At 38.2% G+C, this 14,117-nt stretch carries 11 protein-coding genes; 10 read left to right on the top strand and 1 reads right to left on the bottom strand.

What is annotated here, in order from left to right; all coding sequences use genetic code 11:
• The first annotated feature begins 110 nt into the window (after positions 1-110).
• Genes BIZ36_RS14170 through BIZ36_RS14135 form a run of 8 tightly spaced genes read left to right on the top strand, consistent with a single transcriptional unit; the run spans position 111 to position 8,446 of the window.
• On the top strand, positions 111-3,614 hold the full coding sequence (locus BIZ36_RS14170) for an FIDD domain-containing protein (RefSeq protein ID WP_187458544.1): 3,504 nt from the start codon (positions 111-113) through the stop codon (positions 3,612-3,614).
• 56 nt (positions 3,615-3,670) lie between these two features.
• A complete protein-coding gene (locus tag BIZ36_RS14165) occupies positions 3,671-4,393 on the top strand; it encodes a hypothetical protein (protein ID WP_187458543.1) in 723 nt (240 codons plus the stop codon).
• Positions 4,390-4,800: a hypothetical protein gene (locus BIZ36_RS14160; RefSeq protein ID WP_187458542.1), complete on the top strand. Its 411-nt coding sequence runs from the start codon at positions 4,390-4,392 to the stop codon at positions 4,798-4,800. The genes BIZ36_RS14165 and BIZ36_RS14160 overlap by 4 nt, the downstream gene beginning before the upstream one ends.
• A 2-nt stretch (positions 4,801-4,802) precedes the next feature.
• Positions 4,803-5,273, top strand: a complete 471-nt coding sequence (locus BIZ36_RS14155; protein WP_187458541.1) for a hypothetical protein — start codon at positions 4,803-4,805, stop codon at positions 5,271-5,273.
• Positions 5,270-6,526: a hypothetical protein gene (locus BIZ36_RS14150; protein ID WP_187458540.1), complete on the top strand. Its 1,257-nt coding sequence runs from the start codon at positions 5,270-5,272 to the stop codon at positions 6,524-6,526. The genes BIZ36_RS14155 and BIZ36_RS14150 overlap by 4 nt, the downstream gene beginning before the upstream one ends.
• Positions 6,514-6,846, top strand: a complete 333-nt coding sequence (locus BIZ36_RS14145) for a hypothetical protein (protein ID WP_187458539.1) — start codon at positions 6,514-6,516, stop codon at positions 6,844-6,846. Before BIZ36_RS14150 ends, BIZ36_RS14145 begins: the two co-directional genes overlap by 13 nt.
• A gap of 1 nt (position 6,847) precedes the next feature.
• A complete protein-coding gene (locus BIZ36_RS14140; protein ID WP_187458538.1) occupies positions 6,848-7,303 on the top strand; it encodes a hypothetical protein in 456 nt (151 codons plus the stop codon).
• A gap of 3 nt (positions 7,304-7,306) precedes the next feature.
• Positions 7,307-8,446 (top strand): type II secretion system F family protein, encoded by a 1,140-nt coding sequence (locus BIZ36_RS14135; RefSeq protein ID WP_187458537.1) that lies wholly within the window; start codon positions 7,307-7,309, stop codon positions 8,444-8,446.
• A 220-nt stretch (positions 8,447-8,666) separates the two neighbouring features.
• On the opposite strand, the gene BIZ36_RS14130 is transcribed toward BIZ36_RS14135, so the two are convergent.
• Complete coding sequence (locus tag BIZ36_RS14130) at positions 8,667-9,269, bottom strand: RNA polymerase sigma factor (protein WP_187458536.1); 603 nt, start codon at positions 9,267-9,269, stop codon at positions 8,667-8,669.
• Positions 9,270-9,385: 116 nt separating this feature from the next.
• Here BIZ36_RS14130 and BIZ36_RS14125 point away from each other — a divergent pair, with 116 nt between their 5' ends.
• Positions 9,386-10,552 (top strand): FecR family protein, encoded by a 1,167-nt coding sequence (locus BIZ36_RS14125; protein ID WP_187458535.1) that lies wholly within the window; start codon positions 9,386-9,388, stop codon positions 10,550-10,552.
• A gap of 138 nt (positions 10,553-10,690) precedes the next feature.
• On the top strand, positions 10,691-14,110 hold the full coding sequence (locus BIZ36_RS14120; RefSeq protein ID WP_187458534.1) for a TonB-dependent receptor: 3,420 nt from the start codon (positions 10,691-10,693) through the stop codon (positions 14,108-14,110).
• Positions 14,111-14,117: the final 7 nt, after the last annotated feature.

Here is a 14,117-nt window from a genome sequence, read left to right as displayed (position 1 = left end):
AATCCTATTCCGTTTATCTAAAACAGGCATAGTTTATAGTATTTATCTTACTCAACCCGTATCTTGACTTGGTAAGATTAATAACAATACATGTTTTGCGTACTTTAAAATTGAAAAGGTCGCTTTCTTTTCTTGTCCTCTTGTTTCTCGTACACTTTGCCAACTCCCAGCTAGAGGCGTCCATTTGGTATTTTGGCGAAAATGCCGGGCTGGATTTTAGCTCTGGGGCACCTGTGGCCTTAACAGACGGGGCTATGATTACCCAAGAGGGGTGTGCCACCATTTCGGATGGTAATGGGAACTTGCTGTTTTACACCAGTGGGGTAACTGTTTGGGACCGTACCCACAACCCTATGCCCAATGGCACGGGACTTTTAGGGGATTTCTCCAGTTCGCAGTCGGCCATTGTGGTACCGGATCCTGGCAACCCGGATCTGTATTATGTATTTACCGTTGACGATTTGGGAGGACCCAATGGCTTTCAATATAGTGTTGTGGATATGACATTGAATGGGGGCCTAGGAGACGTTACCCTAAAGAACATACCCTTGACCACTCCTGTAGCCGAAAAACTAACGGCCGTGGAACATGCCAACGGCACGGATATTTGGGTGCTGGTACATACGTATGGGAACAATCAATTTTTGGCGTATTTGGTAACCCCAACAGGGCTGATTACAAACCCTGTAGTTTCAGCTGTGGGAGAAAATTTGCCTTTACATTCGGGTGCGCGGGGAGTTGGTGGTTATATGAAAATATCGCCCGATGGGCAGTTCTTGGCCTATGTAACTTCCACAGGAATGGATCGCCATTTGTTTCGTTTTGATACGCTTACGGGACAGGTCAGTGATTTTATTGAATTGAATCCATATTTTCCCGCCTCTACTAATACGGTTTTGAATAGCTCCTATGGGGTGGAATTCTCTTCGGATAGCAGCAAGCTATATATTACCTCTTCAAATTTTTTCCAAAATTTTACATCGGAGTACAATATTCACCAATTTGACCTCACGACCTATTCGGAAGCGGCTATTTTGGCTTCTGGCGTTGAAATCGCCCCTATAAGACCTGGTCAGGACGGTGCAATCCAATTGGGTATCGATGGGAAAATTTATATTACGGAGTTAGAAGAAAACGCTTTGAGTGTCATCAATAATCCCAATTTAGGAGGTCTGGCCTGTAATTACGTACGGAGTGCCGTTCCATTAGCAAGTGGTGTAAGTCGGTTGGGATTACCACCCTTTATCCAATCCTTTTTTGTGGTGGGCTTACGGGCAAGGAATTTCTGTATGGGGGATGCCACCGAATTTGAAGTAACCTCCACGGACCCCATTGTGAGTATTGCTTGGGATTTTGGAGATGGGAACACTTCCACTTTGGAGACCCCAACGCACACCTATGCAGCCGCTGGGACTTACTCTGTGAGTGTTACGGTCACCACGGCGTCCGATACCAAAACCGAATCTAAGGACATCACCATCTATGAGCAGCCAACCGCCAATGTGGCGAGCAATGAAGAGGTTTGCCATGTTGCCGATACCTTTCCTTTTGATGTCACCACCAAAACGGCTGAAATTTTAGGGGTACAGGACCCCAATGATTTTCAGGTACAGTATTTTTCAACGGCGACAAATAGGGATGGTAACTTGAACCCAATAACTGCTACCGAAATCTTTGATTTAGGTACAACGACCATTTACGTTAAGGTAACCAATCGTTTAAACACCAGTTGTTCCGATACAACTGAATTTGATATTTTGGTTAAACGTACCCCGGATTTGTTGGCCGTTCCGGATAGTACGGTTTGTGATGATGACGGTGACGGGCTTTTTACTTTTGATTTAAGTTATTGGGATGATCTGATTGCCCCTGCCATGACAAATGTGAACGTGAGCTACCATGCTTCACAAGCAGATGCAGATGCCAACGTAAATCCCTTGCCCAACAATTTTACGAACACGAATCCGACCGAATTTATCTATTTTAGAATAGAAAATGCTACCTATCCCGAATGTTATGAAGTGGGCAACTTTCAATTGGAGGTCATTGACCAGGTTGTAACCAACACCCCAACTGATTTAGAGTATTGTGATGACAATAATGATGGTCAGGCAGTGTTTGATTTGACGCAAACCGAAACCGAGATTATCGGAACCCAAAACCCGAGCACATTGAACCTCACCTTTCACGAAACTCAAACTGATGCGGATAGCGGAGTGAATCCCTTGAACGCTAGTTCCTATTTGAGCAATTCCTATCAAAATACCATTTATGTACGGGTAGAAAATGCTTCGGACACGGCTTGTTATGCTTCTACATTTTTTAATCTGAACATTTACGATACGCCCGTAGTACCGCAGGTGACCGATTGGCAGGTATGCGACGATGATAATGACGGACTCTTTTTGTTCAATTTGTCGCAAAAGGAAACTGAAATTCTAAGTGGAACTACAGTAACGAATGTTTCCTTTTATACCTCGCAAACGGATGCCGAAACGGCACAAAATGGAATTACTGGGAATTACCAAAATACAAGCAATCCTCAGACCATTTATTTCCGTTTGGAAAATTCGAACAATGCCCAATGCTATTCAGTATCATCCTTTCAATTACAGGTGTTCGATACCCCAACGGCAAATGTAGCTTCTGATATCATTATTTGTGATACCGATGAAACGGGACGCTACTATTTTGACCTTTCCCAAAAGGATATAGAAATTTTGAACGGTCAAGACCCGTTATATTATGATGTTAGCTATCACAGCTCAGAGGAGGAAGCTTTAAGTAATTTGTCCCCATTAGCCAAGGCCGATTACCAAAATAAAAACCTGAACGAAACTATATGGGTACGCATACAGCATACGGATTTGGAAAGTTGTTTCGATGTATCAAGTTTTAACCTTATGGTAAACCCAATACCACAACTAAACTTGAAAGAACGATATGTTATCTGTCCTGATAGTCCGGATTTAGTTATAAATGGAGGAACTTTTGAAAGTTATAGCTGGCGCAATGAAAATGGAACTGAAATAGGAAACCAAGCTACCCTGAATATCACAGATTTGGGAGATTATTCCCTTACGGTTACCCAGACCTCCAACGGAATTGTTTGTGAGAATACTGCTTATTTTGAAGTGGTCTCCTCGGGAGCACCCGTAACATTGGAGGTGGACCTTAATGGTTTTTCAGATGAGATAGATCTAGAGCTTATAGCCAATGGCATTGGAGAATTTGAATATTCCATTGATGGGGAGAATTATCAAAGTTCCAATAACTTTAGGGTCTTTCCGGGTCAATATACGGTCTACGTTCGGGATATTTATGAATGCCGAACCTTAACGGAAGAGGTGTTCGCCATGGGCTATCAACGTTTCTTTACGCCAAACGGGGACGGAACGAACGAGAAATGGAAAATAATCGGTTCGGAAATGTACGTGGATGCCCAGCTTTTTATTTATGATAGATATGGGAAGTTGTTGCAGCAACTGCCTCATAATACTACGGGTTGGGATGGCACCTTTCAGGGTCAACCTATGCCTGCCTCTGATTATTGGTTTAGGTTCATATATGACCAAAATAGAGTCTATACGGGACATTTTACCTTGAAAAGGTAGAGGAGGAACACAACACAAACCAAGGTTTTTCGTTAAAGTATCTAAGAATCTTACCTATGCGATACGTCTACCTTACCTTGTTGTTAACTCTTTTTATATGGTCATGTGGATCCATTACCCAAATAGGAGACACAAATGACACTACCCTCCCTTTTTTAAGCAACCTTGGGGTAGAAAGAGGGAACATTCTATCAACCAATTTCCACCAGGCGGGAACACCTGACTTAGATCAAAAAACTCCGCTAGTGGTTAGCAATCCGCAATTTAATAAAACTATGTATAAGAAGTACGCCGCTTTAATGGATAGAAGTGGGGTTTCTCCTTATTTTCAATATGTCGATTCGTTACCTGTAAAACCCAAATATTTTACATTAGAAATAGGTGATGAAATTCTCTTGCAAGAAAATTTTAATTCGGTAAGCAATAAACGTGTTCGAGACTATATAAGCTTAGAAAATGAAATAGGAATTGTAACCAATGTATCCTTCATATATACCGCAGTAAATGCAACATCTTTAATAAATGCCGACGGAGTTTTTCTGGTAAAGGACAAAAATGGAGTTTTGAGTCTTGAAGTTTTCAATGAGGGTAAAAAAGCGATTATTGATATTACCGATTTGAAAGTTTTCGATTACGAGCTTTCCAATTTTTGTTGGAGTTTAGATCGGTACGGGAATCCCACAATAGCAACGATTGTTGATAAGCCAAGTCAATGTCCCAAGGGGACTAAAAATAAAGCTAATAAGTTAGAAAAAAATCAATCCTACCTAAAACTATGAATTCGTTAGTAAAACTTTTCAAAGCTCTCACAGTGATAACAATATCGGTTCTATTTGGTTGTGAAGAAGTGTTGGAGGTACCGGATATTTCCAACCAAGTTGTTGAAGTGATTGCACCCAAAGATAGCGCCATAGTGACTTTGACAAATGTGAATTTTGCTTGGCACGAAACAGCCGATACTGAATCCTACAAAATTCAGGTGGTCAGGCCAAGTTTTGAACAGGCCGCGGAAATACTCTTGGACAGCACAATTGTTTTAGATAGCACGTTTTTAGGAACAAAGGCTACCAAGAATTTAGCCAGCGGAAACTATGAATGGCGTGTTAAGGCTGTAAACAGTGGTTATGAAACGGTTTATACAGCGAATAAGTTTATAGTACAGATTAGTGAAAACCAAGGCGAATAAAATTGAAAAAAAATCAGAAGACATATCTCTTACTGGGCGCAGTCATGCTTATTTGGGGTGTTCTAGGTTTCAAAATTGTAAAAACCATTTCTCCGAAAAACCATCAAGCACCCAAAAACGAGGTCGTCGATCAATTTCGCCCACTGGAAATTGCCAAACGGGATACCTTTAGCATCTTGGCGAATTACCGAGACCCTTTTTTAGGGATTATGCCCATTCCCAAATCACCAAAGAAAAAATCATTAAAAACGAACACGAACTTTACTAAAGTACCGGATAAGAAGATTCTGTATACAGGTTATATAACAGAAAGCACTACGAAGAATAAGATATTCTTTATATCCATTGATGGCCAACAACATATGATGGAAGTGAAAGATATCATTGACGATGTAAGGTTACTTTCTGGCAGTACTAAAAAGGTAATGGTAAAATACAATGGCAAAATAGTTCATATCGATATCACCGAATGAAGGGCTTGACAAAAATAAAAGCAGGCGCATTACAATTTGTTCTCTTTATAGGGGTGGTTATTGCTTTGTTGCTAACCGGTTTTGTGCTCATTACCTACACCCATAATTTTTTTCATAAACAGACCGATACTTCTATAGCCTTGATAGAAAATACCCAAAATGCCTTTAGTTATGCAGCGGGTAGTAATAACGAAAATGACTTAGCAATACCTTCCTTTAACGATTTAAATATAGAAACTACAGTTTCGAAAAGTTATTGGGGGGTCTATGAAAAGTATGCTGTGCTTTCAAAATTTAAAAGGCAACAATTTACAAGGTCAGCTTTGATAGGAAAAGGTATAGAGAGTGGTTTTAAAGTCTTGTACCTAAAAGATAATCAGCGACCCTTGGTTATTGCTGGAAGCGCTAAAATTACGGGAGATGTGGCATTACCGGAGCAAGGCGTACGAATGGGCAATATTTCTGGTAATTCTTACTATCGTAATAAGTTGATTTATGGGAGGCAAAACACTAGTCGTTCAAAACTACCCATGTTAGATACGGGGCTACTGACTAACTTGGACCGCATTTTAGAAGGGCCAGATAATGTAGAGAATAGAATACAACTCAAAAAAGGAGGTGCGTATAAAAATTCCTTTCAAAAGCCTACCGACCTAATTATTGATCATACCATAGTTTTAAGTGATTTAAGTCTAACAGGCAATTTTATAGTCTATGCGACACATAGAATAGTGGTAGAGCCTTCGGCCTATTTGAATGAGGTAATTTTGGTCGCTCCTGAGATTAATATTAAGAATAATGTTAAAGGTAGCTTTCAGGCTATTTCCACTAATAATATTTCAGTTGGAAAAAATTGTGAATTAACCTATCCTTCTGCCATTGTGCTTTTCGAGAATTCTGAAAAGGACGAATTAAAAAAATCTGATATTCCCTTGCAAATTGGAATGGGAAGTGTGATTAATGGCAGTGTTTTATACTTGGGAGATATTGAGAAACAGCGGTATTTTCCGCAAATAAAGGTTGAAAATGAAGCTTTAATTCGTGGTGAAATTTATTGCAAGGGGAATTTGGAATTAAAGGGAACAGTATTGGGTAATGTAACTACCAATGGGTTTTTAGCTATTGAAAATGGTAGCATTTATCAAAATCATTTGTACAATGGCGTAATTGATGGCAGTGGTCTTCCTAAAGAATATGTAGGAATGGTGGTAGGAGAAAGTATTACAAAAAAGGTTGCTAAATGGCTGTATTGAAAAAAATAAAAGGTTCGACATTAATGGAAACCTTAGTGGCCACTATTTTGATAGTTATCATTTTTATGGTCTCAAGTTTACTAATGAATAATTTGCTTTTCACATCTATTAATAGCCGTAACGACGGAATTAAGGAAAATCTCAGGGTACTAAAATATCAATTTTCCCATGGTGAAATAGAACTTCCCTTCTATGAGAAACGCGGGCTATGGGAAGTATCGGTTGAAAAAAGAATGGAAAATGGGATCTCTGTGATTTACCTGAAGGCAACAAACAATGACCGGAATAAATCTTTTATCGATAAACTCATTCTAAATTGAAATGATGAAAGTAAAGGCTTTTACGCTGAGCGAAATAATCATATCGTTATTGATTACAACCATTGTCGTAGGAATGGCTTTTGCAGTTTTAAATCTTGTTCAAAATCAAATGTTAGGTATTCAAGGCAATTATGAGAGACAAAATGATTTAAATTCTTTAAAACAGTCGCTATGGGTTGATTTCAATAGCTATGAAAGTATTTGGCTAGATACCCACAGACAAGAAATCAAGTTGAACAATGCAATGGGGCAGATACAGTACGAATTATATCAAGATTATATTGTAAAGGAGAAGGATACCTTTTTTGTAAAATTGGATGGTCAAAATTTCTTTTTTCGAAACCGGCCTGTTCAATTAGGAAAAATTGATGCCCTCAAGTTCATTTCAGATAAGAAATCAGGTAACCAAACACTCTTTGTTTATAAACAAAACAGTGCGTATAACTTTATGCAGTAGAAGATGGGCTTTAAATTGGAACATATAGCTGATAGTACAGAACCGTCGACCTCCGATGAAAATTGGCTCGCCCAAACTTTGCAAAAGGAGATTACTTTCTTCGGAAAGTTTTTCGGCAATAAAAAAAAGGAGGATTTTTATTCTGAGTTAGGAGTATTGCTTAAGGCAGGGATTAGTCTTAAGGAAGCTTTGTCTTTAATTCAGGGGAATCAGAAAAAAGAAAAATTACAAATCTTTTTTGGTGAAATTGTAGATTCTTTAATTTCTGGAAATAGCCTGTTTGAGATATTATCTGAAAGAAAGGAGTTTTCAGAATATGAGTACCATTCCGTAAAAATAGGAGAGGAGACCGGAACGCTGTCAAAAATAGTAGAGGAATTGGGATTGTTTTATGCGAGAAAAAATGAGCAGAGGAGGGCACTCATAAGTGCTCTGACTTATCCTACAATCATACTGCTTACTGCAATCTTAGTGGTCATTTTTATGCTTAAAATGGTGGTTCCAATGTTTGAAGATATTTTTCGGCAAAACAATGTGGACCTGCCTAGCATTACGAAAATTATTGTTAGTATTTCCGCTTTTATTGAAGACTACGGTGCATTGATAATTGGTATCTTCTTTTTATTATTTATTACTCTTCAGCTAATTAAGAATAATGTTTCTTTCAAAAAAAGAAGAGACTCACTAATGATGAAAATACCTTATGTCGGTAATTTTATTAAGTCGGTGTACTTGACCCAATTCACTCAGGCTGTGGCTTTATTGACCGCTTCAAAGGTACCCTTGCTGAACAGCATTCAATTGGTTGAAAAGATGATAGATTTTTATCCTTTAAGAGAAGCATTAATGAAAATTGAATCGCAAGTTTTGATTGGTCAAAGTCTTAGTCATAGTATGTCTCAAATTAAAATTTTCGATAATAAAATGGTTTCACTGGTAAAAGTAGCAGAAGAGACAAATCAGACGGAATATATTTTTCAACGACTTAATGAACAGTACGCTATTGAAGTACAGCAAAAATCTAAAATGCTTTCGACCTTAATGGAACCACTGATAATTATTCTGGTTGGCTTATTTGTTGGTGTTATTTTAGTTTCGATGTATTTACCCATGTTCAAGCTAAGTAGTGTGATAGGTGGGTAAGTTAATTTTTAGCATTTATTATATAATACTTTAAATTTTATCTAATTTGCACAAAAGTTAATTTGAAGCGGTCTAAAGTTACCTATTCGGTTACCTGAAATGAAAAATGTAAAGTAACTAATTGATATAGAGGTTGGTATGAAAGGGTTGGTAGTTCTGCCACCCCGACAAAAAAGAGCCACTGAGAAATCGGTGGCTCTTTTTTGTTTTAAACCATGGTCTATTTAACAACAGTTATAGGTCTCAAGTGTGGCTGATCAAAAACCAGAAACATCACATGTGCATACTTCTCTCCCAATTTGTTTTTGAGGATGACGAATGCTTTTGTAATCTGGGCTTCCACCGTTTTTATCGAAATATTTAAGTAATCGGCAATTTCATTATTCGTCAAGCCCTCTTTTTTACTTAAAATAAACACCTTTTGGCACTTTGGAGGTAGTTTTTGAATCTCATTATTGACAATTTCAATCATTCTTGCAATAGCTGTATCATCACTTTCTTCGGCGACCTGGTGCGCAAATTCGAGGTATTTCTGGTGTAATAAGAAAACGGACTTGTTTTTCTGGTAATGGTTTAAAAACTCATTGTAAACACATTTATAGAGGAAACCCCTGATGGCAAAATCGGGATTTAGTTTTTTTCTAGACTTCCAAGTTTTTAAAAATACATTTTGTACGATGTCTTGGGCACTCGAGGCTTCATGGGTCAAGGTCAGGGCATAGGCATTTAGTGGGCGATGGTATTTGTTCAGCAAGAACATATAGGCTTTTTCGCTTCCTTTTTTTAATTCGGTGACTAAAATTTTATTGTCTTCAAAATTCATAAACACTGACTATATCACAAATAAACAATAAAAATTATATGATATTCAAAAAAAAATTAAAAAAAAGTTAGGGTATTGAAAATGTCGCTTGTAGAATAATAAAGAGCAAAACAGAAATGGTCCCTAAAAATATCGAAAACAGTATTGTAAAGTTTCTTTCGCAATCTGCCGATGTGGAAGACTTAAACCTTTTGAATACTTGGTTGGAAGATGAAAATAACCAAGCTGTTTTCAAAGCTTATGTAAATACCCAATTTGCCCTTAATATAGCCATGCACGACCCAGATCTAGAGAAAGTACGACAAGAGTTGATCAAGCAGATAAAGAAGAATACCCGGCCAATCGTTCCGCTGCCTATGATGAAATTCATGAAATATGCGGCCATAGCCCTCCTGTTCCTGGGGTTGGGATTTCTCTTAAAAAAGGAATCGGTGATTACCACCGAAAAAGTAATTATTCCGCGAGAAAATACCATCACCCTGCAATTAGGCAACGGACAGGTACAGGTCATCTCGGAAAATGAAAATGGGAATGTAACCACTGAGAACGGGGAGGTCGTCGGCCAGCAATCCGGAAATCAATTGAGCTATGCGAATTTGAACACTTCGGTGGAGCCGATTATGAATACGCTGACCATACCAAGAGGTAAGCGCTTTGAAATTTTATTGTCCGATAGCACTAAAGTGTATTTAAACGCCGGTAGTGTTTTGACTTACCCTTCGGTCTTTCTCGATAATAAACCGCGAGAAGTGCAGCTGGTCGGAGAGGCCTTTTTTGAAGTGAGCCATAATAAGGAAAGGCAATTCGTCGTCAATTCGCAAGAATTGGATGTTAGGGTATACGGAACCAAGTTCAATATGGCCAATTATCCTGAAGATGAGGCCTACGAAGTAGTGCTGGTCGACGGATCGGTAAGTATGAACGCCATGGGAGAAGGGAAAAGACAGGCCGAGAATTTCTTGGAACCCGGAAACAAAGGACGGGTAGATAAACGACACAAAGAGTTTAGTAGTCAAAAGGTCAATACCGAGCTATATACTTCGTGGCTACAAGGTAATTTGGTGTTTAGAAATGAAACCTTTGAAAATATCATCAGAAAATTAGAACGGCATTACAATGTGGTCATCATCAATAATAATAAGGCCATCGCCAATGAAACCTTTAATGCTACCGTAGAAACGGAGTATGAAACCATTGAACAGGTATTCTCCTATTTCAAAAAAGCTTATGATGTGGATTATACCATTATAGAGAACAAGATAATTGTAAACGAAAACAAGTAGCCAATGAAAGTATGCGAATAGACCCATTCTTGTAAAATACAAGATTGATCATCATCATAAAAAAATCGGAAAATGGTGCAACATTTCCCGATTTCGTGAATGATCACTTTAAGTAATCATCAATAAACACTCAAAATTATGAAAAAACCACCAAAGTCAGGGAGGGGTGCTTCTCTTTGGCGTATTAATTATGAACTGAAAATGAAGTTTTCACTTCTTTTTTTCTTGACCTTAGGCTTTTTGGTTCACGCCAATTCTTCGTATGCCCAAAAAACCAAGCTGACCTTAGACGAGCAAAATGCCACGGTAAAAGAAGTATTGGAAGAAATTGAAACCAAAACCGAGTTTAAATTCTTCTACCATACCGATGCGGTCGATTTAACACGAAGGGTCAGCGTTAAAGTGAGAAAAGCATCTATTGATCAAGTGCTGGCAAGGCTATTTAATTTGGGGAAAACGACCTATGAAATCGATGACCGCAAGATTCTTTTGCGGAAAATTGAAAAAATAGCTGTCCCCGACAAAATAAGCACGCTTAAACCGCGGCCCGAAGACTTACAGCAAGCCATTACCGGTACAGTATCGGATAGTGATGGTCTTCCTTTGGCAGGTGCCAATATTATTGAAAAAGGGACCACCAATGGGACCCAAACCGATTTCGATGGTAATTTTTCTATTTCGGTTGCTGATGATAACGCTATTTTAGAGGTCAGCTATATCGGTTTTGCTTCAAAAGCAATACCGGTGAACAACCAAAGCAGTCTAACTATAACGTTGGAGGAAAGTGCTGCTGGACTTGATGAAGTGGTGGTAGTAGGATATGGAACACAAAAGAAAAGTGACTTAACCGGAGCTGTTGCCTCGCTTAGTCCTGATGATTTAAATCCAGGAGCGAATTCTTCCGTTGATCAACTAATGCTAGGTAGAGCGGCAGGAGTACAAATAAACCAAGCGAGCTCTGAACCAGGTGGAGGGCTCGCAATCCGGATTAGGGGTTCCAATTCACTAAATGCTAGCAATGAGCCTCTTTACGTAATAGATGGTTTTCCGATTGATAACAGTCCTAATTTGGGTTCAGGTGGTGTTGCTCAAGTTAGCGATAACCAAAGTCCAAGAAATCCGCTTAACGCTCTTAACCCCGCAGACATACAATCTATCGAGATTTTAAAGGATGCATCAGCTACAGCTATTTATGGTTCGCGTGGTGCTAATGGGGTTATTTTAATCACTACAAAAAAAGGAAAGCAAGGTAAAATTAATATAACATATGACGTATATGGAGGTGTCCAAAATGTCGCAAAGCAATTAGATGTATTGTCTACTTCTGAATACATTAAGGCAATAAATGATTTGTCTATAGCACAAGGAAACAATTCTCTCTTCTCTAACGAAGATATAGAAAGCATAGGAGTTGGGGTTGATTGGCAAGACGAAATTTTCCGTTCTGCTCCTATTTCCAATCATACACTTTCCGTTAGCGGAGCAAGTGATAAAACTTCGTACTATGCCTCAGTGAATTATTTTGACCAAGAAGGTGTCGTCGAAAATTCTGGTCTTAAAAGGTATACTGGAAGAATAAACTTGGAAACTAAAATTGGAGAACGAGCGCAAATAGGAGTTAACTTCAATACAAGTTTAATCAAGGATAATAATAGTATAGATGGTATAAACACAAATGAAAATGCTGGACCAATTTATGCTTCTTTGTTGTATGATCCAACTGAGCCAATTTTTAATCCAGATGGTTCTTTTTCGCAATCTTCAAATTTGACTGTAAATAATCCGGTAACTCTCATAAGAGGTATAACAAGTTTAAATGAGACAAACCGAACGTTTGGTAGTGCTTTTGTAAATTATAACTTTTCAGATTTACTGTCCGGTAAATTTAATTTTGGTACCGATAGACAAAATTCACGTAGGGATATATATAATAATAAAAATACTCTACGGGGAGGTGGAGCAGATGGTATTGCGGCTATCAATACTTTGGAAAGATCAAATTATTTGTTTGAGTACACGATGACTTATAATAAGGAGTTTGATAAAAATCAAGCACTTACTATTCTTGGAGGGGTAACTTATCAAAAATTTGATACTAGATTTTTTGCAGGTGATATAAGTGGGTTTCCAACGGATAATCTGACAACAAACAACCTTGCTTTGGGTAATACTAATACTGATAATCTTTATAGTGGTAAGGAGGAAAACACGCTTCTCTCTTATTTGGGGCGTGTTAATTATAATTTGTTCAATAAAATTCTATTTACAGGCTCCCTTCGTGCTGATGGTTCATCTAGGTTTGGAGCCAATAACAAATGGGGATATTTTCCTTCTGTTGCCGTTGGTTATAAACTGGAGGAAGAGGACTTTATTCCCGATTATATTAGCCAATTAAAATTAAGGGCTAGCTGGGGCCAGACTGGTAACCAGGAAATTGGAAATTATGCTTCGCAACTTACCTTTGGTACAGGACCAGAAGTCATTTACGATGGTATCGCACAGGTAGGAATTAGACCAAGCCGTATCGCTAACCCGGATTTAAAGTGGGAGACCACAGAACAGTTCAATTTAGGTTTGGATATAGGAATTTCAGGAGGTCGCTACAGCGCAACCATTGATTATTTTACCAAAAGCTCTAAGGATTTGTTATTCAACCTTCCGTTACCCAGTGCTTCTGGTTATTCCTCTGTTCTAAGTAATGTGGGAGTTGTTAAGAATAAAGGTTTTGAATTTCTTCTAAATTCAACGAACATAATAAATGACAATTTCAAATGGAGTACTTCCTTTAATTTTTCCGCTATTAGAAATGAGGTTGTCGATTTGGGCAGAATTGAAAGTATCGTAACGGGTAATATTCAGGCCGTGGGAAATACGGCAATCATTCAAAGAGAATCTCCACTATCATCTTACTATGGATATGTCGTTACGGGAATTTTCCAAGAAGGTGATGACATTGCCAATTCTGCACAACCAACTGCGGAACCAGGCTTTCCAATATTTGAAGATCTAAATGGCGATGGTGTGATAAATCCGGATGACCAAACTATTATCGGAAATCCTTATCCAGACTTTACTTATGGTATTCAAAATTCTATTTCTTACAAGAACTTGCAATTGGATTTTTTCTTTCAAGGTCAATCTGGAGTTGATTTGATAAATATTAATTTAATCGAATCTATTTATCCTGCAAACTTTAGAAGAAATCGCCTATCGGAACCAATCTTAAATCGTTGGACACCTCAAAATACTGATACAAAATGGCCTTCAGCAACTAACCCCAATGCCTATGGCCCTAGTAAAGTGAACACTCTTACAATTCAAGATGCTTCTTACATAAGACTCAAAAATGTTCAGCTTAGCTATAATGTTCCAACAGAACCCATAGATTTTCTAAATTCCATGAGAGTTTATTTAACTGGTCAAAACCTTTTTACTATTACTGATTACGTAGGTTTTGACCCTGAAGCAAATTCATTTGGCCGTAGTAATGTAAGGGTGGATTACAGTAGTTATCCATTAGCCAGAACTTATCTCTTGGGGTTGTCAGCTAGCTTTTAAGGTCTAA

Source organism: Cytophaga sp. FL35 (assembly GCF_014349235.1).
In the GTDB taxonomy this organism is placed as follows: domain Bacteria; phylum Bacteroidota; class Bacteroidia; order Flavobacteriales; family Flavobacteriaceae; genus Euzebyella.
The sequence above is the reverse complement of the archived record's forward strand: the minus strand, read 5'-3'. Positions and strand labels throughout refer to the sequence as shown.

Bases quoted from the DNA above. Each gene is read 5' to 3' on its own strand.
- BIZ36_RS14150 (WP_187458540.1), top strand. From the start codon at position 5,270: ATGAAGGGCTTGACAAAAATAAAAGCAGGCGCATTACAATTTGTTCTC.
- BIZ36_RS14130 (WP_187458536.1), bottom strand. From the start codon at position 9,269: ATGAATTTTGAAGACAATAAAATTTTAGTCACCGAATTAAAAAAAGGA.
- BIZ36_RS14120 (WP_187458534.1), top strand. From the start codon at position 10,691: ATGAAAAAACCACCAAAGTCAGGGAGGGGTGCTTCTCTTTGGCGTATT.
- BIZ36_RS14165 (WP_187458543.1), top strand. From the start codon at position 3,671: ATGCGATACGTCTACCTTACCTTGTTGTTAACTCTTTTTATATGGTCA.
- BIZ36_RS14160 (WP_187458542.1), top strand. From the start codon at position 4,390: ATGAATTCGTTAGTAAAACTTTTCAAAGCTCTCACAGTGATAACAATA.
- BIZ36_RS14125 (WP_187458535.1), top strand. From the start codon at position 9,386: ATGGTCCCTAAAAATATCGAAAACAGTATTGTAAAGTTTCTTTCGCAA.
- BIZ36_RS14140 (WP_187458538.1), top strand. From the start codon at position 6,848: ATGATGAAAGTAAAGGCTTTTACGCTGAGCGAAATAATCATATCGTTA.
- BIZ36_RS14135 (WP_187458537.1), top strand. From the start codon at position 7,307: ATGGGCTTTAAATTGGAACATATAGCTGATAGTACAGAACCGTCGACC.
- BIZ36_RS14145 (WP_187458539.1), top strand. From the start codon at position 6,514: ATGGCTGTATTGAAAAAAATAAAAGGTTCGACATTAATGGAAACCTTA.